Source organism: Campylobacter sp. Cr9, from assembly GCF_020138295.1.
Taxonomy (GTDB): Bacteria; Campylobacterota; Campylobacteria; order Campylobacterales; family Campylobacteraceae; genus Campylobacter_E.
The window spans coordinates 12571-32781 of the sequence record NZ_JACGBH010000008.1 but is presented as its reverse complement, the minus strand read 5'-3'; the positions used below and the strand labels follow the sequence as shown (position 1 = coordinate 32781).

18 protein-coding genes and 1 pseudogene are annotated in these 20211 nt (G+C 29.0%); 6 read left to right on the top strand and 13 right to left on the bottom strand.

The features are described from left to right. Positions 1 to 708: 708 nt before the first annotated feature. Both dnaX and rho read right to left on the bottom strand, forming a co-directional pair. A pseudogene (dnaX, locus tag AVANS14531_RS09235) lies at positions 709 to 1587 on the bottom strand (DNA polymerase III subunit gamma/tau); the annotation flags it as partial. 1 nt (position 1588) lies between these two features. Further along, positions 1589 to 2908 carry a transcription termination factor Rho gene (gene rho / locus AVANS14531_RS05060; RefSeq protein WP_214118675.1) on the bottom strand — a complete coding sequence of 440 codons (1320 nt, stop codon included), beginning with the start codon at positions 2906 to 2908 and terminating at the stop codon, positions 1589 to 1591. 87 nt (positions 2909 to 2995) lie between these two features. On the opposite strand from rho, the gene AVANS14531_RS05055 reads away from it, so the two are divergent. Continuing rightward, positions 2996 to 5335 (top strand): heavy metal translocating P-type ATPase, encoded by a 2340-nt coding sequence (locus tag AVANS14531_RS05055; RefSeq protein WP_336611557.1) that lies wholly within the window; start codon positions 2996 to 2998, stop codon positions 5333 to 5335. Positions 5336 to 5368: 33 nt separating this feature from the next. Here the strand turns inward: AVANS14531_RS05055 and AVANS14531_RS05050 are convergent, their stop codons facing one another. The 7 genes from AVANS14531_RS05050 to AVANS14531_RS05020 form a co-directional block, all read right to left on the bottom strand. Continuing rightward, on the bottom strand, positions 5369 to 5926 hold the full coding sequence (locus AVANS14531_RS05050; protein WP_336611556.1) for a D-sedoheptulose-7-phosphate isomerase: 558 nt from the start codon (positions 5924 to 5926) through the stop codon (positions 5369 to 5371). Further along, the gene (gene rfaE2, locus AVANS14531_RS05045; RefSeq protein WP_336611555.1) at positions 5919 to 7295 is read right to left on the bottom strand and encodes a D-glycero-beta-D-manno-heptose 1-phosphate adenylyltransferase; all 1377 of its coding nucleotides are present in this window, start codon (positions 7293 to 7295) and stop codon (positions 5919 to 5921) included. Before rfaE2 ends, AVANS14531_RS05050 begins: the two co-directional genes overlap by 8 nt. Then, positions 7292 to 7987 (bottom strand): cbb3-type cytochrome oxidase assembly protein CcoS, encoded by a 696-nt coding sequence (gene ccoS / locus AVANS14531_RS05040; protein ID WP_336611554.1) that lies wholly within the window; start codon positions 7985 to 7987, stop codon positions 7292 to 7294. Before ccoS ends, rfaE2 begins: the two co-directional genes overlap by 4 nt. 68 nt (positions 7988 to 8055) lie before the next feature. Then, positions 8056 to 9324, bottom strand: coding sequence for an MFS transporter (locus AVANS14531_RS05035; RefSeq protein ID WP_336611553.1), 1269 nt, complete (start codon positions 9322 to 9324; stop codon positions 8056 to 8058). Further along, positions 9317 to 10360, bottom strand: coding sequence for an NAD(P)-dependent alcohol dehydrogenase (locus tag AVANS14531_RS05030; RefSeq protein WP_336611552.1), 1044 nt, complete (start codon positions 10358 to 10360; stop codon positions 9317 to 9319). The genes AVANS14531_RS05035 and AVANS14531_RS05030 overlap by 8 nt, the downstream gene beginning before the upstream one ends. 9 nt (positions 10361 to 10369) lie before the next feature. Next, positions 10370 to 11107 carry a hypothetical protein gene (locus AVANS14531_RS05025; protein ID WP_336611551.1) on the bottom strand — a complete coding sequence of 246 codons (738 nt, stop codon included), beginning with the start codon at positions 11105 to 11107 and terminating at the stop codon, positions 10370 to 10372. A 1-nt stretch (position 11108) separates the two neighbouring features. Continuing rightward, the gene (locus tag AVANS14531_RS05020) at positions 11109 to 11618 is read right to left on the bottom strand and encodes a rhomboid family intramembrane serine protease (protein ID WP_336611550.1); all 510 of its coding nucleotides are present in this window, start codon (positions 11616 to 11618) and stop codon (positions 11109 to 11111) included. 63 nt (positions 11619 to 11681) lie between these two features. Between AVANS14531_RS05020 and AVANS14531_RS05015 the strand changes: the two genes are divergently transcribed. From AVANS14531_RS05015 to AVANS14531_RS05005, 3 genes are read left to right on the top strand one after another with little or no spacing between them, the layout of a single operon-like run. Continuing rightward, entirely contained in the window at positions 11682 to 12419 is a 738-nt protein-coding gene (locus AVANS14531_RS05015) for a (Fe-S)-binding protein (RefSeq protein ID WP_239818256.1), read from the top strand. After that, a complete protein-coding gene (locus tag AVANS14531_RS05010; RefSeq protein ID WP_336611549.1) occupies positions 12416 to 13846 on the top strand; it encodes a LutB/LldF family L-lactate oxidation iron-sulfur protein in 1431 nt (476 codons plus the stop codon). Before AVANS14531_RS05015 ends, AVANS14531_RS05010 begins: the two co-directional genes overlap by 4 nt. Beyond that, positions 13839 to 14495 (top strand): lactate utilization protein, encoded by a 657-nt coding sequence (locus tag AVANS14531_RS05005; RefSeq protein WP_336611548.1) that lies wholly within the window; start codon positions 13839 to 13841, stop codon positions 14493 to 14495. Before AVANS14531_RS05010 ends, AVANS14531_RS05005 begins: the two co-directional genes overlap by 8 nt. A 63-nt stretch (positions 14496 to 14558) precedes the next feature. Here AVANS14531_RS05005 and AVANS14531_RS05000 read toward each other — a convergent pair whose 3' ends face one another. The 4 genes from AVANS14531_RS05000 to gltX all read right to left on the bottom strand — a co-directional run bounded on the left by AVANS14531_RS05000 (position 14559) and on the right by gltX (position 18406). Further along, entirely contained in the window at positions 14559 to 14699 is a 141-nt protein-coding gene (locus AVANS14531_RS05000) for a hypothetical protein (protein WP_336611547.1), read from the bottom strand. Positions 14700 to 15129: 430 nt separating this feature from the next. Further along, positions 15130 to 16758: a lytic transglycosylase domain-containing protein gene (locus tag AVANS14531_RS04995; protein WP_336611546.1), complete on the bottom strand. Its 1629-nt coding sequence runs from the start codon at positions 16756 to 16758 to the stop codon at positions 15130 to 15132. A gap of 9 nt (positions 16759 to 16767) precedes the next feature. Beyond that, complete coding sequence (locus tag AVANS14531_RS04990; RefSeq protein ID WP_239818251.1) at positions 16768 to 17082, bottom strand: YggT family protein; 315 nt, start codon at positions 17080 to 17082, stop codon at positions 16768 to 16770. After that, complete coding sequence (gltX, locus tag AVANS14531_RS04985) at positions 17069 to 18406, bottom strand: glutamate--tRNA ligase (RefSeq protein ID WP_336611545.1); 1338 nt, start codon at positions 18404 to 18406, stop codon at positions 17069 to 17071. Before gltX ends, AVANS14531_RS04990 begins: the two co-directional genes overlap by 14 nt. 59 nt (positions 18407 to 18465) lie before the next feature. Between gltX and AVANS14531_RS04980 the strand changes: the two genes are divergently transcribed. After that, the gene (locus AVANS14531_RS04980; RefSeq protein WP_336611544.1) at positions 18466 to 19113 is read left to right on the top strand and encodes a Crp/Fnr family transcriptional regulator; all 648 of its coding nucleotides are present in this window, start codon (positions 18466 to 18468) and stop codon (positions 19111 to 19113) included. 1 nt (position 19114) lies between these two features. After that, positions 19115 to 20209 carry a metallophosphoesterase gene (locus AVANS14531_RS04975; protein WP_336611543.1) on the top strand — a complete coding sequence of 365 codons (1095 nt, stop codon included), beginning with the start codon at positions 19115 to 19117 and terminating at the stop codon, positions 20207 to 20209. Positions 20210 to 20211 lie beyond the last annotated feature (2 nt).

Sequence of the window (20211 nt, the reverse complement as noted above, 5' to 3'; positions counted from 1 at the left end):
AACATCTTTAATATTTGCTCTTAAAACGCCTTTTTCTTTCTCATTGCATGGTGGCATTACATGTAATTCTAGATTATTATTTTCTATTTTAATCTTTACTAAAGATTCAAAAAGTATATTTTGAAGTTCAGGGTCATAGTCTTCTAAAACCTCATCTGGTATTTCATAAACATTCTCTTCTTCTTCAAAAGCAAAATCTGAATCCAAATAATCATCACTTTGATATTCAGGATATTTGATTTCTTCTTCATACTCTTGTTTTACTTTTTGTAAAGGCTCGACCTTTACTTCATTAGCTTTTGGCAAATCACTTATTAAAACTAATTTTGCATCATTAAATATGCTTGCAAATATATTTTTTACAACCGAGCCATAATATTGTTTGAAATATTGCTTATCTTCTTCATTATTTGGATTAATTTTTATGCAAAATTCATTACCATCAAAACTAACAAAAGATGCGTAATTTTTAAAAATTTCTCCTAATCTATAATCTCTTTTAGCAATCATTGTGATGAAATTTAAATAATCTTGCTCATTTTTATTAGTAATAGGCTCATTAATTTCTTTGTCAATACTCTTAAGCCCAACTGCTTCTTTTAATAAAAACGCAAGAATATATAAAATAAATTCATCATCATCGCTTATCTTTGTCATATTCTTAGCTTTTGCAATTATATGAAAAAATCTATCATATAAAACTAGAGAAAAATTAGGATTATTATTTGCAAAACAATCCTTTAAATACGAGCTAATCTCATCAATAACAATACTAGCTTCATAAGATTTAGCTAATTCTAAAAACTTAAATATACCACTATCATTAGCATTTAAAATATCTACAAAAAACTGCTTAATAAGACTAGGTTCAATCAAACCTAACATTAATGCAATACTATCTTTACTTAGTCTTTTTTGAGTATAAATAATACCTTGCTCTAGTAAAGTTAGACTATCTCTCATAGAGCCACCGCCACTTCTTGCAATCAGCATTAAAGCTTCTTTTTCATAAGGTATTTGTTCGTTTGCTAAAATAAATTCCATTCTACTTACAATATCTTGAATAGGAATTTTTTTAAATCTAAAATGTAAAACCCTACTCAAAATTGTAGGTGGTAATTTATGAACATCTGTTGTTGCTAAAATAAACTTAACATGTGCAGGTGGTTCTTCAAGTGTTTTCAAAAGTGCATTAAAAGCTTCACGAGTTAGCATATGCACCTCATCAATTATAAAAATCTTAAATCTTGAATGAAGTGGTGCGTATTTTGTATTTTCTATTAAATCCTGAATACTATCAATCCCACGATTACTAGCAGCGTCTAATTCATAAATATCAATCCCATCATTACTTAAACAGCTAGCACACTTACCACAAGGAGTTGAGCTAATTCCACGCTCACAATTTAGTGCTTTTGCTAAAATTCTAGCTGAACTTGTCTTTCCACTGCCCCTAAGTCCAGAAAAAAGATAAGCATTTGCTATTATTTTATTGTCAAGTGCATATTTTAAACTCTTACTAACAGCACTTTGACCTATCAAATCATCGTAATTTTTTGGGCGATATTTAAGCGATAGACTTTGCATATTATTCGTTTAATCCTGATAATAATTCTTCATTATTTTGAGTTTTTAACATTTTTGCATATAAGAACTTAAGTGCTTCAACATCTTCCATAGAATTCATTGCTGATCTAATTGCCCAAATCTTAGGTAAATTAATTGGACCTTGCAATAATTCTTCTTTTCTTGTTCCACTCTTGGTTATATTAATTGCTGGATAAATTCTTCTATCTGAAATATTTCTATCAAGAACAATTTCGCTATTTCCCGTTCCCTTAAACTCTTCAAAAATCACATCATCCATTCTTGAACCTGTATCAATTAAAGCTGTTGCAACTATCGTTAAACTTCCACCATGCTCTATATTTCTAGCAGCTCCAAAAAATCTCTTTGGTTTATGAAGAGCATTCGCATCAACACCACCACTTAAAACCTTGCCACTACTTGGAGTTGCAGTATTATATGCCCTTGCAAGTCTAGTGATACTATCAAGTAAAATAATTACATCTTTTCCCATTTCTACTAAACGCTTAGCTTTTTCAATTACAAGCTCTGCTACACGCACGTGATTTAGTGCTGGTTGATCAAATGTAGAACTAAAAACTTCGCCTTTAACACATCTTTGCATATCGGTAACTTCTTCAGGACGCTCATCAATTAAAAGAACTATTAATTGACTTTCTGGATGATTTTTTGCAATTGCAGTTGCAAGCTCTTTCATAAGCTCAGTTTTACCTGTTCTAGGAGGTGCAACTATTAGCCCGCGCTGTCCTTTTCCAATAGGAGTGAATAAATCAAGCACCCTACCAGTTAGCTTTAATGGGTCATACTCAAGTTGTAGTTTTTCAGTAGGAAATATAGGAGTAAGGTTATCAAATAAAGCTCTTTTTTTAGCTTCTGCTAAAGGAAGATAATTAATAGCTTCAATCTTAAGTAAAGCATAATACTTTTCTTGCTCTCTTGGTTCTCTTACTTGACCTGTAACAATATCTCCAACCCTTAAAGCAAACTTTTTAATCTGAGAATTACTTACATACGCATCGTTTGCACTATCACTTAAATTTGCATCCATTGCTCTTAAGAAGCCATAACCTTCTTGATTAATTTCTAAAATACCTGTAAAAAGAATAAAGCCACCTTTTTTAGTCTGAGCTTTTAATATCTCAAACATAAGCTCTTGTCTTCTAAACTCCATAGGGTTTTCTACACCAGCTTCGTTTGCGATTTCTATTAATTTTTCAAGAGTTAGTAGTTTTAATTCTTCTATTTTATATCCATCTACTGGAATATGCTTTTTTTGATTTTTTTTATCTTGCTTTTGTTCTGTTTGTATATCTTTATCCATTGATTTCCTTATTTGTAAAAAACGAAGTATTAAAAATTATTTTATAAATTAAAAATAAAATTGTCAATAAAATTAAAGGAAATTATCTTGAAGTGTTTTCATTGTAGGTTAGATTTTGATGAAAAAAGTATGATTTTTCAAGGCGAAAAGGTGTTTTGTTGTAATGGCTGTAAAAATGTTTATAATCTAATAAATGAAAACAATTTAGAAGAATTTTATAAAAATGCCACTAATTTATCTAAAGTAGATGAGAAAATTTCTTATGATGAACACTCGTTTTTCATACAAAAAGAAGAAAATTATGAAAAAATTTTAATTTTAATTGATAATTTGCATTGCATTGCTTGTGTTTGGCTCATTGAAAAAATGCTTTTAAAAAACGAAGGTGTTTTAGAAATTGATATAAACTATCACACCAAAAGAGCTAGTATAGAATATAATCCCCTAATAACTAATGCAAAAGATATTTTAAATACCATTATATCTCTTGGCTACACTCCCCTAGCCTTTAATCCAAGCACTACAACAAAAGCTAAAAAAACCCATATTGAGTTTTATTCAAGGCTAATAGTAGCAATTGCTTGTGTTATGAATATTATGTGGCTTAGCATAGCAAGGTATGCGGGGTATTTTTCTAGTATGGAGCAAAGCATTCAAGATATTATTAATTTTGCGGAGTTTGTATTATGCACTCCTGTTCTTTTTTATAGTGCTTCATCAATGTTTAAAAGCGCTTATTTAGCCCTTAAAAACAAAATCTTAAATATGGATTGCTTAGTAACTGCGGGTGCTAGTCTTGTTTATGTTTATAGCATTATTGCGATGTTTAAAAGACTTCCTTATGTTTATTTTGATAGTGTTGCTATGATTATTTGCTTTGTTTTTATAGGAAGATTTTTAGAACAACTCGCAAGAAAACAAGCCTTAGAAAATATTGACTTTTTAAGCGATTTATTAAACGCTAGTGTAAATGTAATTAAAGGTGAAAATATAGAAAAAATCAGCGTTACAAATATTAAAAAAGATGATGTTTTAAGAGTATTTTTAGGAGATAAAATCTTAATTGACGGATATGCTTTAAACGATGCTAAATTAAACCTTAGCGCAATTACAGGCGAAAGTGAATTAGTAAATATTAAAAAAGGTGATTTTATAAAAAGTGCTAGCGTGGTTGAATGTGCTAGTTTTGATTATATTGCAAGCTGCACTTTTAATGATAGTTATATTAATAAATTAGCGAATTTATTAAATAAAACCAAAAAATCAAACCTTGAAAGACTAACAGATAAAATCGGAGTTTATTTTTGTTATGCGATTTTTAGCATTGCATTTTTGTGCTTTTTATACAATATTTCTAATATAAATGAAGCAATTATTAGAAGTGTAAGTTTATTAATAATCGCATGTCCATGCGCTCTAGCACTTAGTGCTCCTGTTGGAAATATTTTATGTATTCACGAAGCTTTAAAGCTTAAAGTATTATTTAAAAACGCAAGTTTTATTGAAAATCTTAGCAAAATAAATATGGCTGTATTTGATAAAACAGGGGTATTATCAAAATCAAAACTTGAATTATTAAGCAATATTAATCTAAATGATAATGATAAAAGCATATTAAAAGCAATTTTAAATAAAAACAATCACATAATTGCAAGCTCACTAAATGAGTATTTAAAAGATATAAAACCAAGCGAAAAGGATTTTAATCTAATTCAGCTAAATGGCTTAGGAGTTTTGGCGGAATTTGAAAACGGAATTAGATATATTTTTGGCTCAGCAAAACTACTAAAACAATACAATATAAATGCGATTTCAAAGAATGAAACCGAAGTGTTTTTCGCTAAAAATGATGAAATTTTAGAGCATTTTGTATTTTCTAATGTAATTAGCGATGATGCACTAAATCTAATTAATTATTTAAAATCATCTAATATAAAAGTAGTAATGCTCTCAGGAGATAAGCAAAAACCTTGCGAAAAAATAGCAAACGAGCTAGGAATTAGCGAATATTATTATGAATGTTTGCCTGAAGATAAGTTAAAAACGATTGAAAACTTTAGCAAAAATAACAAAGTTTTAATGGTAGGCGATGGCATAAATGACGCATTAGCATTAAAACTTGCACTAGTTGGAATTAGCTTTAAAAACGCTAGTAATTTAGCTCTAAATTCAAGCGATATTGTTATGCTTGATAATAAATTAATAGGTATTAAAAACTCTCATTTATTAGCTACAAAAACATATAAATTAATTAAGACAAATCTAGCTTTAAGCTTTTTATACAATATCATAAGCATTCCATTAGCTTTCAATGGACTTATAAACCCACTAATCGCAAGTATATTTATGTCGCTTAGTTCAATCTGCGTGATAATCAACTCTACAAGAATTAAAAGCTACGCCAAAAAAATCAAGAATTTGAAATAGGAATTTCAAATTCTTTTAAATTAAAAGCTCTTTTTATTTAAAATACCCATCAAGTAATTCGCAGATGCTATGGATTGTAAAAATATGGATTTCTTGAATTCTTGGAGTATCTAAGCTTGGAGCTTTTAGGGCAAAGTATGGACTTGTTTCAAGCTTCTCGCTTGCCATTAAAATACATTCGCAATCCATTTGCTTAGCTACTTCAAGCGCATTTATTACATTTTTGCTTGTCCCACTTGTGCTTATTCCAAACACCACATCGCCTTGCTTTGCAATAGCTTCAACTTGTCTTGAAAACACATATTCATATCCATAATCATTGCCAATAGCAGTAAGTGCTGAAGTATCTGTGCTAAGCGCAATCGCACTAAGCCCCATTCTCTCGGTTTTATATCTTCCACTTAGCTCAGCTGCAAAGTGTTGAGCATCTGCTGCACTTCCACCATTGCCAAAAATTAGCAGTTTTTTGCCATTTTCTAAGGCTGTTTTAATCATCTCATAAGCTTTTATGATGTCGTTTAAATATTTTTCATCAACTTTATTAAAAGCATTTTTATGCTCGTTTAATTCATACATTAATTTATTAATCATTACTATTCCTTATTTTTTCTATTATATTTGTGCTTGAAAATCCTGTTTTAAATTCTAGCAATTTTACTTCTTTTGCAAACTCGCTACCCACTACAATCTTACCTTCATAATCAGCACCTTTTACTAAAACATCAGGTTTTAAAGCCTTAATTAGTTCAATCGGAGTATCATCGCCAAATTCGCACACAAAATCAACAAATTCTAAAGCATTAAGCATTGCTTTTCTTGTCTTTATATCGTTTATTGGTCGCTCTTTACCTTTTAGCCTTTTTACACTCTCATCACTATTTAGCCCAACTACTAGCAAATCTCCTAGCTCTTTTGCACTTCTTAAATAGCTTAAATGTCCGTAATGCAAAATATCAAAGCAACCATTTGTAAATACTACTTTTTTTCCTTTGCTAAGCTCAATTATTTCTTCTATATTTTTGCATTTATGAAACTCATTGTTAAAATTAATTATTTCATTTAGCCCTACGCTAACAGCTCCGATTTTACCTACAACTATTGCTGCAGCTTTGTTTGCTAAATCAATGCTTTTACCTATATGAAAATCATTTGCTAAGAAAAATGATAATGAAGAAATCACACTATCACCTGCACCTGTAACATCAAAAACTTCTTTTGCAAGTGCAAAATGGCGATTTAATTTATCATTATAAATCGCTGCTATTCCATTGCAACCTAGAGTTACTAAAGGAATTTTAAGCTTTAATTCGCTTTGTAATTTTTCTAAAGCTTTTGTTAATTCTTCATCGCTTTTTTCATCAAATTTGCCTAAAAACTCACAAGCTTCTTTATGATTTGGCGTGATAATATCAACACCACTAAACTTATAAAAATCATTCTTTGGGTCTGCTAGAGTTAAGATATTTTTGCTTTTTGCATATTCAATTAGTTTTTGTGCTAGATATGGCGTAATAACTCCTTTTGCATAGTCGCTAAAAACTATTACATCATAGTGTTTATCTAAAACTAAATTTATTAATTTATTTGCTAAATCTTGACTGATTTCTTCTGTTGTTTCTACATCAATTCTTACTATTTGCTGATTTGAGCCAAAAATACGAGTTTTAGTAGTTGTTTTTCTATTTGTATCTTCTAAGATTAAGCAAGTTATGCCTTTGTTATTTAGCTCATCTTTTATATATTTTGAGCTTTCATCGTTACCTAAAACACTCAAAACACTAACACTAGCACCAAGTTTTGCTAAATTTGCAGCCACATTTGCCATTCCACCTAATACCTTTTTTTCTTCCTTTGGAACAATGACAGGCACAGGAGCTTCTGGGCTAATTCTCGTGCAATTTGCAAAAATATAAATATCTTGTATCAAATCCCCTACAACAAGGGCTTTTATATTTTTCATAAAAAATCCTTTTTAATATCTAATAAATCACTAATTTTTTTAGCGTTTTCGTAATTTTCATTATCGCTAAATAAATAGCGATTTTTAATATTTGCATTAAAAGCAGCTTGCATATCGCTTGGCTTATCTCCTATGAAAATAGAGTTTGCTAAATCTATATTAAACTCCTTGCAAGCTTTTATAATCATTCCTGCTTTTGGTTTTCTGCATTCGCAATTATCATTTGGTGTATGCAAACAAGCGTAAATTTTAGCAATATTAATTTGATGATTAGAAAATTCTTTAATTATTGCATTATTAAAAATATTCATTTGCTCTTCGCTAAAATATCCACGCCCTACTCCACTTTGATTTGTGATAATAAATATTAAATATCCTTTATCATAAAAAAACTTAACAATTTCAAAAATATTTGGCATAAATTCTAATTTTTCTAGCTCATAAACATAAGAAAAATCACGATTTATCACGCCATCTCTATCTAAAAATAAAGCTTTTTTAGGATTTTTTAATTCTTTTTTGCGATTTTCTAAAATTATTGCATCTTGCAAAGCTTCTTCGCTGTCGTTTAATTCTAAAAAGCCTTTATTCTCGCTAAATTGCCTATTTTTAAATCCCCAAATAAAAGCAGCGATTACAATAAAAACTAAAAAAATTGAAACGCCTATCATTAACATTAAAATATTTTCCATTATTAATCCTTTAAAATCTTAGTTTAAAAGATTAAAATAAACAAAAGAATTTGAATTTAGATCTTGACCTAACATTTATTTTTAAAAGCAAAATAAATAAGTATTAGTTGCAAAAATGCAAGGCTTAATATCACATATATTGAGTTTTTAAATCCTATTAAATAATTATCATTAAATACTTTTGAAATTACCAAAACTCCTAATACTCCAAAGCATTGTTGAAAAGTATTTATATAAGTATTTGCATTTGTTTTATCGCTACTTAAATTGATTGAATAAGCAATAATTACACTCATAGATATTCCTTGAGCGAAAGCATAAACTAAATACGATATTGAAAAATTTAATAAATTTTCATCTAAATATAAAAATAAAATATTTGAAAAAATAATTAATATTACTCCAGCAAATGCAAGTTTAAAACTACCTATAACATTGCTTAAAAATCCACTAATAGGAGCTAATAAAGCAGCACTAATTGAGCCTAAAAACATAACTTTACTAGCATTAAAACTATCATATTCTAATACCGAAATCAAATAATTAGGAAGTATTAAAGAATAAGATAAAGCAAAAAACTGCATTAAAAATACCATTAAACTAGAACAAAAAAATCTATAATTAAAAGCAACTTTTAAAATATTACTCTTAAGCTTTATTAATAAATATAATAAAAGCAAAAATACTATAAAAAATCCGATATTATCAACGCTACAAACTAAACTTACAATTAATCCTAAAATCAAAAAATATTCTTTATAATCAAAACTAGCCTTGCTAGATAAATCATCAATATTAAAAATCCCTAAAATCAATGCAAACACTAAAAAAGGTATTAAGAATATGAAAATATCTCTAAATTCAAAATATTTCATAATAAACCCACCATAAATTGGTCCAAAACCAGGTGCAGTAGCTACTAAAAATACACAAAATCCTATTAAAAATCCAAAATACTTTTTACTAGCCTTAATAATTACTATATTAAACATTAAAGGCAAGGCAATTCCTGCTGCAATTCCTTGTAAAAATCTAGCAAGAACTAAAATATAAAAATTATTAAAACCAGCACACACTAAAAGACTTAATAAAAATAAAAAATTTGTAAATATAAATAATTTTTTTGTATTAAATCTTTGTAATAAGAATGAACTTGTAGGCATAATTAAAGTAAGAGCTAATAAAAACATAGAAGTAAGTAGTGATGCTGTTTTTATATCAATTTCATAAGTTTTTGTTAAGTATTCAAAAGTTACATTTAAAGAAGTTTCTATTAATACGCTTAAAAACGAAATTAAGCCTAAAGAAATTAGGCTTAAGATTAATCTCTTACTCATCAAATTTTATAACATATCTAAATGAGCTAGAATTATTTAATAAATCATCATAAGCTTTATTAATCTCGTCTGCACTTATGATTTTTACTTCAGGATAAATCTCGTGCTTTAGTGAAAACTCAAGCATTTCTTTAGTTTCTTTAATCCCGCCTATTAATGAGCCATAAATTTTCTTATGACTTACTCTAATTAAAGCATTTAGGCTAATTGATACTTTTTCATCAATCGGAGGCAAGCCTACAATTGCCATTTCTCCGCCGTATTTTAAAACTCTTGCGTATGCTAATACATCATATTTACTTGGAATTGTGCTAATTATTACATCAAATCTTTTATCAACATTATTAATATCGTTATAATAATTACTTGCTCCAAGTTCTAATGCAATTTGTTTTTTAGTATCGTTTCTTGCGATTACGCTTACATTTGCACCCATTGCCTTAGCATATTTAAATGCCATTACACCTAAACCACCAAATCCTGCAATTGCTACATCCATGCCTTTGCTAACTTTTGAAAACTTAAGTGGAGAATAAGTAGTAATTCCTGCACAAAATAGCGGTGCGATTAGCTCAAGCGGTGCATTTTCTGGAATATTTATCGCAAAATCTTTATGAACCTTTATATAATTTGAATATCCACCTTTTGTGATTTCATTATTATTAAAATAATCAACACTATTATAAGTCCATACAGCGCCTTTTGAGCAAAACTGCTCGTTTGAATTAAGACAAGCTTCACACTCGCCACAAGAATTAATCAAGCAGCCTATGCCAGCCTTATTTCCTATTTCAAATTCCTTAACATTTTTGCCAACTTGAACAACTTCTCCTACAATCTCATGACCTGGAACGATAGGATATTTTGTAACGCCCCATTCATTTCTTGCTGCGTGAATATCACTATGACAAATCCCACAATAAAGAGTTTTTAATAATATTTCATCATCTTTTAACGCAGCTCTTTTAAAAGTAATTGGCTTAAAATTAGCTGCTTCATCATAAGCAGCCCAACCTTTTGTTAAAATCTCGCTCATAATTCATCCTTATTTACATTCTAAAGTAATTGTTGCTTTTAATCTTTCTAGTGTATCGTTTTCAACAGGAACACTATAAGCAATATCAGCATTCATTAATCTCTTAGGGTATGCGTGAATATCATAAGTTATATTTGAGATTACACAAGTTTTCTTTGAAATATTTGAATAATGCTTTGCTAATTCATCAGCTTTTTTATATATTTCATCATGTAATTCATCTTGAATTTTATCTAAAGTATTATCACTTACTATTGATTTTATTGCAGGGATATTTAGTGCAATATAGTCATTATTAGCTAGAATTTCATTTATGTTTTTTAATAAATTTTGATAGCTACTAAGCTCATCTTTGTTAAATCTACACTCAAAACCAGAATTAAATCTATATCCACTAGGCACACTTAAACCATCTTTATAAGCAATATTTTGCTCTAACATATAGCTACCGCCTACGCAAATATTACTATTTCTTACTAATTCTAAAACCTTATTAAATGTATTTGTAATACTTGCTTTTTCGCTATCGCTTAAGTCTTCTTTAGTGCTTAAAAATTTGCTAGCACTAAATCTAGGATATGATATGTATGAATCATAATTTGCCTTTTTTGATACTTCTATATTTCTTACAATTTGGCTTTTATCATTTGTAATAAGCAAATTATAAGCTTTAGAAATCATTAAACCTAAAATAAAAAACACTAATAAGCCAAAGCCTAAACCAAAACCTTTTAAAAAATTCTTCATTTTATCTCCTTAAAAAATAAACTCCATAAGCAAAAATTGCTCCAAATACTGCTCCAAAAATATGTGCTTGCCACGCTACATTACTAAACATTAAAGCACTAATTAAGCTTGTAATTGCAATCGCTACAAAAAAGCCATTTTGTCTTAAAACAATTGCTGCATAGCCCATTAAAGCACTAATAGCTCCACTAGCACCTAATAAAACAAAATTATAATATCCCATATTTATCATTAAATAATAATACGCTAAAGATGAAAAAATAGCACCTAAAACATACACTAACACTAAATGAGTTTTATTGCAAAATCTAAGAATATGAGATAGCATAAAAAGCATAACCATATTCATAAAAATATGATTAAAATCACTATGCAAAAATGAATAAGTAAAAAATGTATAAAAATCACTTCCATGATAAAGTGCAAAATTACTTACTAAAACACGCTTGCCGATTAAAAACCCTAAAAAATAAATAAAAATATTTAAAAAAATAATCGCATAGAAAATCATCTTAACCCTTTAATATCGTTAAAGTAATATAATAAATTATCATTTTATTAAAAAGGGTTAAAAATGCAAAAAAAAGTATATTTTTATGCAACCTGTCTAGCAAGTGCTGCTATGCAGAACACGATTTTAAACTCTATTAAGCTTTTAAGAAGTGCCGGAGTTGAAGTGATTTTTAAAAAAGATCAAACCTGTTGTGGGCAACCTAGTTATAACACAGGATATTTTAAAGATACTAAAAAAGTAGCTTTATACAATGCTGAGTTATTCAATGAAGATTTACCTATCGTAATTCCTAGCGGAAGCTGTGGCGGTATGATGAGCCATGATTATGTTGAGCTTTTTAAAGATGATGCAAATTATGAAAAAATCAAAAAATTTAGCTCAAAAGTAATAGAGCTTAGTCAGTATTTAGAGCAAATCGGATTTAAGATTGAAGATAAGGGCGAACCTATTAAGGTTACTTGGCATACAAATTGCCACGCTTTAAGAGTTCAAAAAAGCATTGATGCTAATAAAAATTTATTAAGAAGTCTTAAAAATGTAGAATTAGTTGAACTTAAATACGAAGAAGAATGCTGTGGTTTTGGTGGAACATTTAGTGTAAAAGAACCTGAAATCTCAAACGCAATGGCTCAAGCAAAAGTAAATGATATTGTTGCAAGTGGAGCAAAAGTTATAATCTCTGCTGATGGAGGGTGTTTATTAAACATTCGTGGAACAATTGCAAAAATGGGTCTTGATATAAAAACTTATCATTTATATGACTTTTTAGCTGCTAGAATGCAAGGAGAAAAGATATGAAAAATCATAGCGAATTAATCAAAACTAAATTAGCTGATAAGCAAATGAGAGAAAACGTTAGCTCTGCAATGCACGCTTTACAAGATAGAAGAAAAGCTTTAATTAATGCAAAATTTCAAGATTGGCAAGGGCTAAGAACAAAGGCACAAAAAGCAAAAAATAATGCTTTATATACTTTAAAAGATAGAGTATTAGAATTTGAAAAAAACGCTACAAAAAATGGAATGAAAGTTCATTTTGCAAATACCAAAGAAGATGCTTGCGAGATAATTTATGAGCTAATGATGGAAAAGAAAGTTAGCAAGGTATTAAAAGGCAAATCAATGGCAAGCGAAGAAATCGGCTTAAACCATTATTTAGAACACAAAGGCTTAAATGCGATTGAAACTGACTTAGGAGAGCTAATTTTACAATTAGGCAATGAAACTCCTGTTCATATCGTTGTTCCTGCAATTCACAAAAACCGCTATGAAATTGGAGAATTATTTAGCGAAAAATTAGGCGTTGCAAAAGAAAGTGAGCCTGAGAAATTAAACGCAATTGCTAGAACTCATCTAAGAAATGAATTTGAAGGCTTAGAAATGGGTATTAGTGGGGTGAATTTTGCAATCTCTAGTGAAGGTGCTATTTGGCTGATTGAAAATGAAGGTAATGGTAGAATGTGTACTACAGCTCCAACTATTCATGTAGCAATTTGTGGAATTGAAAAAATCGTAGAAAGCTTTACTGACGCAGCTACAACCGATACATTATTAACCCCTTCAGCAACGGGACAATTCATACCTGCATATAATAATATAATCACAGGTCCTAGAAAAGCTGATGAGCTAGATGGTCCTAAAGAAGTGCATGTGATATTGTTTAATAACCATAGAACAAATATTTTAAGCAACGAAAATTATTATGAAGCGTTACGCTGTATTAGATGCGGTGCTTGTATGAACTTTTGTCCTGTGTATGATAAAATCGGCGGTCATAGCTATGATGCTGTTTATCCTGGACCAATCGGAGAAGTTATATCGCCACAATTATTCGGAATGAATGAGCATGGAGATATTTTAAGTTTATGTTCTTTATGTGGTCGTTGCTCTGAAGTTTGCCCTGTAAAAATCCCACTTGATAGCATGATTAGAAAACTACGCCGTGATAAGATAGGTGAAGCTGGAGATAATGCTCCACTAGGTGCAAATGAATTAGAGCATAGTGCAATGGAAAGCTATGGATTTGCTAAGTTTGCTGATATTGCTACAAGTCCAAAAATGTGGAGAGTTGCTATTGGTAATGCAAGTAAGTTTAACTGGCTATTACAAAGCGTAGGAACAAGTCTGCCTGTGCTTAAAAATTGGGCAACATATAAAGACTTACCTGAACTTAAAGGAAATATATATAAAGAATTAGAGAACTTAGAAGGAGTTTCTTATGAATAAAAGAATTGAAGAAATCAGCAATCGCTCAAGAAATCAAATATTAAACGCAATTGAATGTGGAATAAAGCACGAATTAAACGAAAAAAGTGTAGATCCAAGCGTTCATATAAAACAAAGCGATAATCCTTTAGAAGAAACAAAAATCAAAATGAGCGAAAATAAATTTGAAGTTCATGAAGTTGATGGCTTAGACAATGTTTATGATGAAATAAACAAAATCACAAGCTCTTATGGATATACATCATTAATTTATCCAAAAAGCTTAAGTGCTAATGTAGAAAAAATCAATGCAAGCAAAAAAGTTTGTTTTGATAAAAGTGTTGAAGAGCTAAGAAGTGAAGTTTTTCATAGTGATTTTTCAGTAATTGATGTAGAGTTTGCTATTAGCTCACATGGGGTTGCTTGTGTAAAATCAAGTGCTAGCCAACCTAGAATGTTAAGCCTTGCACCAATGCTTTGCATTATGCTACTTGATAAGACGAAAATCGAGCCTTCACTTGCAAGTGGTCTTGCTAGAATAAAGGCTGAAAACGATGTATTACCTACTAATATTTTATACATAGCAGGTCCTAGTAGAACATCTGATATTGAGCTTGTAACTGTATTTGGCGTTCATGGTAGCCAAAAGGTTCATATAATCTTTTATTAAAACTTTAATCCCTAAAATATTTAGGGATTAAGTATTTTAAATCAAATTCCTATTTCAAATTCTTTAATAATTTAAGTAAAAACTATTGATAATCATTATACGCTCGGAACAAAACACACCCAAACCACCCAAACCACCCAAACCACCCAAACCACCCAAACCACCCAAACCACCCAAACCACCCAAACCACCCAAACCACCCAAACCACAAAAACCACAAATAATCCGTGCAAGAGTTGAAATAAGAAGAAATATAGAATTATTTTAAGCTTATGTTTTAGTATTTAAACAAAGAAAGAATTTGAAATAGGAATTTGTTTTAATATTGATTTTTGACACTTATAAGATTATTCTTAAGAAGTTAAAATTAGCTTTTTTAATTTGAATTTGTATAAAACAGATTAATTCTTTTTCTTCTATGAAATCTAAATATTATTTTTTTAAATTCCTATTTCAAATTCTTTTCAATTTTTATAAATATTTTTAAAAAACTTAAATGAATTTTCTTAGTAAAATTAAATCAAATAACTGATTTTAAAAACAAAGATTATTAAAACAATAAAGCATTTTAAAAAGCAAATTCCTAATTCAAATTCTTTTAAAATTACTAAGAATTTGAATTAGGAATTAAAGATTAATTCCTAACTTTTAAAGCATCACTTTGCTTGTTTAAATCTCTTATAAAATCGCTCATTTTTACATCTTTTCCTAAAATCTTAAGATAGATATAATAATTTGCTAAAACCTTTTTACCATACAATCTGCTTTCTAAATAAGGCACTAATTCCATTGATAAAAACGGCTCATATTTTTTATATTTAGAATCACTATTAAACATATAATCTTTTTTAAGCATTCTTTGAGTAAAGCCTAAACCACCATTATAAGCATAAGCTATAAAAACTGGATGATTTACTCCCTTTTTTAAAGTGTTTAAATGTGCATTTGCAAACTTATATGCAATTTCTGGCTTAAACATATTTGTAACATCAAAATTATTATCATTAAAATCAACCTTAGCCGTATGAGTTGCTACAAAAGGCATAAATTGCATCATACCTAAAGCATAAGAAGTGCTAACCGAAGCTGGTAAAAATCTACTCTCTTGCTTAGCAATTGCAAGTATTAAAGCCTTTTGCTCTATACTATAATTACTTAGCTCTTCGGGGAATGGAATAGGATAAATGTTATCTTTAAAATTACTTAATTTATCGCTAATTACTAAATATTGACCTTGAGTATTTTTAGCATCAAATTGCTCTTTCATTTGCTCTAATTTTTCTTTATTTGCATTTTTTAGCTCAATCATAAATCTTGCTTGAACTAAAGCATCATCTATTGGATAATCAATAGTTTTTGTTGGATTTGGGGTTATGATTTTAGGAAGTGGTGTGTTTGTAAGCTCTTTTGCTAAAATACTATAAATGTTTAAATCTTCACTATTTGCTAAAGTATCTAAATGTCTTGTTTTATTACTTGCTAAATATGCAAAAAATAAGGCATTATCTCTTGGTCTTTTGTATTTATAAGTTTTACTTGCTCTTAAAAAATATTTCTCTGCTAAAGCGTTTTTGTTAAACATTAAAGCATTTAAACCTAAAGCAAATGCTAAATCTTCTTTAGCGTCTTCTTTATCTAATAAGCTTAATCTTTCTCTTATTTTTGGATATTTATCATCTACTAAAGCTGAGTTTAAAAATTTATAAGCATTAGGATGCTCCATCATACTAGCTCTTGTCTTTGGACCTGGAGAAAAATCATCTAATTTATACCCATCATAATAAAGCTTCATCAAGGTCTTGCCATCACCTGTTTTAATGCTTTGTGCTATTGGATTTTTATTTGCTAGAATACTTAATTGTGAGCTTAGTTCTTTATTACTATCTTTAAAAGTATTTGCTAATTTTTTTAGATTTTCAACACTTAATTTTTTAGCAAAATTCACTTCTTTTAGTCTAAAAACCTGACATTTTTCGCTTGCGTTCATAATAGAATTAATAGAATAATTATAACAAGAATCAGGGCTTAAAGGCTTTGGAGCTTCTTTAATAGCTACTTTGTCATATTCTTTTTTAATAACGCCTAAAAAACGAAATATATGGCTTTTAAATTCCTTTAAATCTTCTTTTTTGATTTCTTTATCTTTTAATAAATTGTATAAAAAGAAGTCTTTAGCAAGTGAATTTGGCTCTTGTTTTAATTCTTCATAAGTGTATGAAAACAATGCTTGAGTGATTATTAAAATACTAAGTAGTTTTTTCATTAATATCCTTTAAAATATGCTTAAAATAAACTTTAATAACTGAATAAGTCCAAGTTGTAATAAATGAATACCTACAAAAATCACAATAGGAGTAAGACTAATCATTCCTATTGTTAAAAATCTAGCAGGTATTATCATATAGACTAAATCAAATGCAGGTTTGGCTAATTTATAAACTATCATATATATTTTATATCCGATAGGATGGCTAAATGCTTGTGGAATAAAAGAAAACAAGCAATATGCCACAATTACATAAAAATATAAATCAAGCCCTTTAATTAAAACACCAAAAAATATAACGATTAATTCAGCTAAGCTCATTTTTAACCTTTAAAAACTCACTCATACAAGGTGCAATTATTTCATAAATAGCAGCTAATTCAGGTCCGTGATTTGCTCCGCTTAATAATAATCTTAAGCTCATGAAAAGTTGTTTGCCTTTTAGATTGCAAGAATGATTTTGCTTAAACTCATCATATTTATGTGCTAAATTAGGATTTTTTAATTCATTTTCTAATAATTTTGCACTTTCAATAAATTCTTCATTATTTGCAAATACTACGCTAAAAGGTAAGAAAAACCCGCTAAGTTTTGCTCTAATCTCATTAAGCGTACTAGCTTCTTCTAAATAAAGCTTAGCTAATTTTGCAAGAGCTTTAGGATTATTAAACTTAGCTAAAAACTCATCTTTAAATAAAAGCCTTACTAATATTTCATCATCAAGTAATTTTATATGCTCACGATTTATAAATCTTAATTTTGCCATGCTAAATCTAGCAGGAGATTTAGAAATATTGCTTATTTCAAACCAAGAAATAGCTTCTTGCATAGTAAAGATTTCATTAGGAGTTTTATTTCCTAAAGATAAAAGATAATTAGCAATAGCATCAGGCAAAAACCCTTGCTCAAGCAGCCAAGCTACACTTGAATGATCTTGTCTTTTACTCATTTTTTGCCCTGTAACTTCGTCTAAGATTATAGGCAAATGTGCGTATTGCATACTCTCATTAAAGCCAAGGCTAGCTTTAATATGCTCTTGTTTTGGAGTATTGCTTACATGATCTTCTCCACGGATAATAAAACTAACACCTTCGCACATATCATCCATAGAACATGCAAAATTATATGTAGGTGTCCCATCAGCTCTTAAGATTACAAAGCTATCAACATCGTTTGGTTCAAACGATAATTCGCCTTTAATTTCGTCTTTAAATGTGATTGTAGCTTTTGGCTTTTTAAGTCTTATTACGAAAGGTTTTTCTAATTCCTGTTTCAAATTCTCGCAAGTTCCATCATATCTATAAGCTCTTTTTTCATTCTTAGCTAATTCTTTTTTAGCTTCAAGCTCAGCTTCAGTGCAATAGCATTTAAATGCCGAGCCGTTTTCAAGTAATTTAGCAGCTAATTTTTGATGAGTTGCAAGATGTGTGCTTTGCACATAATACTCATCCCAATTAATTCCAAAAAGAGTTAAAATCTCTTTAATATTTTCTTCTAAGCCTTTAATATTTCTTGCTGTATCAGTATCTTCTATTCTTAAAATAAACTTTTTATTATATTTTTTAGCACATACATAATTAATAATTGCAGTTCTAAGATTTCCAATATGCATATTGCCAGTAGGCGATGGAGCAAATCTAAACATTTGTAATTCCTTGATATGATTTTTCATAATTCTATTTTAAGAAAGTAAAAAGAGTGCCAATGAAAGCAGTATTAAAGCAAATTTCTTTTTTTAAAAATTTTAGCGAAAATGAGCTTAATGAGTTAGCAAAAATTTGCATTCATAAAAGCTATGAAAAAGGTGAAATGCTATTTTTTGAAGGAGAAAGTAGTAAGTATTTACATCTATTAATTAAAGGAAATATTAAGGTTTATAAAACCAATCAAAAAGGAGCTGAAATTTTTATGCATAAATTAACTCCTATTTCTTTTGTTGCTGAGCTTGCAAACTTTGAAAATATTCCTTTTCCTGCTAGTGCGTGTTTTTTAAATAGTGGAGAAGTTATTAAAATAGATTTTGATGAATTAAAGAATAAATTTTTAACTAAAAGCGATTTTGTATTAGCGCTTTTGAGTGGTTTATCAAAAAAGTTAATATATTTATCAGAATTCGTTCATAATGAAATGATTTTGAGTGCTGAAGCAAAACTAGCTAAATTAATTTGCGAACAAAATGAGTTGTTTAAGACAATAAAACACATTCAATTAGCTTCTTTTATAAATCTTGCACCTGAAACTTTTTCAAGACTTTTAGCTAAATTTAAAAATGATGGAATTATTAGTTTTAATGATGATAAAAGCTTAGTAATTCACGATGAAAAATATTTAAGATCACTTTACGAGATTTAAGATGAGTCTAAGCCATTTATTATTTGCCATAGCATTTTGCGTTGCTGTATTTATCGCTAATGCTTATATTTATAGGCGTTTGTTTGCCTTGATTTTTCCTAAATATAAAAGATTTTTTTTAGGTCTTTGTGTAGTTTTATTTGTTAGTAATGTTGTGTTTTTGTTCTCTATGAGAGCAAACTTTTTACCTGATATTATTTATATGGTTTTATCAGCACTTTTAGGTTTTTCGTTCTTTTTCTTTTTGATAGCAATTTTTTATGATATTTTAAAGCTAATTAGTGCAAAGACTATTAAGGGTAATTTTAATGAGCAAAGAAGAAAAACCCTAAAACTAATTTGCGATATAGGTATTTTATTTATAGCATTTGGCTGTTTTTTACAAGGAATTTATAGAGCTATTAGGATTCCACCTATTAAATATGTAGATATTAATGCTGGACTTGGAGTAAAAATCGCAATGATAAGTGATGTGCATTTAGGCAAAAATCTTCATGAAGACTTCCTAAAAGAACTTATCGCAAAAATTAATGCTCAAGATGTGGATTTTATAGTAATTGTAGGAGATTTGATTGATACAAATATCGATGAAATTACTTATCTTGATTTATTAAATACTTTTAATAAGCCTTGTTATTATGTAACAGGCAATCACGAATACTATCATGACGCAACTAAAATACTAGAAAAATTAAGACAAACAAATATAAAAGTCTTAGAAAATGAAAGCATTGACTTAGGTAAAATCGTGCTAAGCGGTGTAAATGACTTAAGGGGAGCAAAATACGGAATGCCTATGGATTTAGCTCCTATTTTTAAAAGTTATAAGGAAGAAAAGTATAATATCTTATTAGCTCATCAGCCTGTTGTAGCTAAGAAATTTGATTTAAGCAAATTTGATTTGGTTTTAAGTGGTCACACTCATGCAGGGCAGATTTTTCCATTTAGTATTTTAGTATTAATGCAGCAAGGATTTTTACATGGGCTTTATGAAATAGGCAAAAAGACAAAACTATATGTTAGCAGTGGTGCTGGATTTTGGGGTCCATCTATACGATTTTTAGCACCTAGTGAAATCGCTATTATTAAACTTTAAGG

Coding starts and splice junctions, on each gene's coding strand:
- rho (WP_214118675.1), bottom strand. CDS start 2,908: ATGGATAAAGATATACAAACAGAACAAAAGCAAGATAAAAAAAATCAA.
- AVANS14531_RS05050 (WP_336611556.1), bottom strand. CDS start 5,926: ATGATTAATAAATTAATGTATGAATTAAACGAGCATAAAAATGCTTTT.
- rfaE2 (WP_336611555.1), bottom strand. CDS start 7,295: ATGAAAAATATAAAAGCCCTTGTTGTAGGGGATTTGATACAAGATATT.
- ccoS (WP_336611554.1), bottom strand. CDS start 7,987: ATGGAAAATATTTTAATGTTAATGATAGGCGTTTCAATTTTTTTAGTT.
- AVANS14531_RS05035 (WP_336611553.1), bottom strand. CDS start 9,324: ATGAGTAAGAGATTAATCTTAAGCCTAATTTCTTTAGGCTTAATTTCG.
- AVANS14531_RS05030 (WP_336611552.1), bottom strand. CDS start 10,360: ATGAGCGAGATTTTAACAAAAGGTTGGGCTGCTTATGATGAAGCAGCT.
- AVANS14531_RS05025 (WP_336611551.1), bottom strand. CDS start 11,107: ATGAAGAATTTTTTAAAAGGTTTTGGTTTAGGCTTTGGCTTATTAGTG.
- AVANS14531_RS05020 (WP_336611550.1), bottom strand. CDS start 11,618: ATGATTTTCTATGCGATTATTTTTTTAAATATTTTTATTTATTTTTTA.
- AVANS14531_RS05015 (WP_239818256.1), top strand. CDS start 11,682: ATGCAAAAAAAAGTATATTTTTATGCAACCTGTCTAGCAAGTGCTGCT.
- AVANS14531_RS05010 (WP_336611549.1), top strand. CDS start 12,416: ATGAAAAATCATAGCGAATTAATCAAAACTAAATTAGCTGATAAGCAA.
- AVANS14531_RS05005 (WP_336611548.1), top strand. CDS start 13,839: ATGAATAAAAGAATTGAAGAAATCAGCAATCGCTCAAGAAATCAAATA.
- AVANS14531_RS04995 (WP_336611546.1), bottom strand. CDS start 16,758: ATGAAAAAACTACTTAGTATTTTAATAATCACTCAAGCATTGTTTTCA.
- AVANS14531_RS04990 (WP_239818251.1), bottom strand. CDS start 17,082: ATGAGCTTAGCTGAATTAATCGTTATATTTTTTGGTGTTTTAATTAAA.
- gltX (WP_336611545.1), bottom strand. CDS start 18,406: ATGTTTAGATTTGCTCCATCGCCTACTGGCAATATGCATATTGGAAAT.
- AVANS14531_RS04980 (WP_336611544.1), top strand. CDS start 18,466: ATGAAAGCAGTATTAAAGCAAATTTCTTTTTTTAAAAATTTTAGCGAA.
- AVANS14531_RS04975 (WP_336611543.1), top strand. CDS start 19,115: ATGAGTCTAAGCCATTTATTATTTGCCATAGCATTTTGCGTTGCTGTA.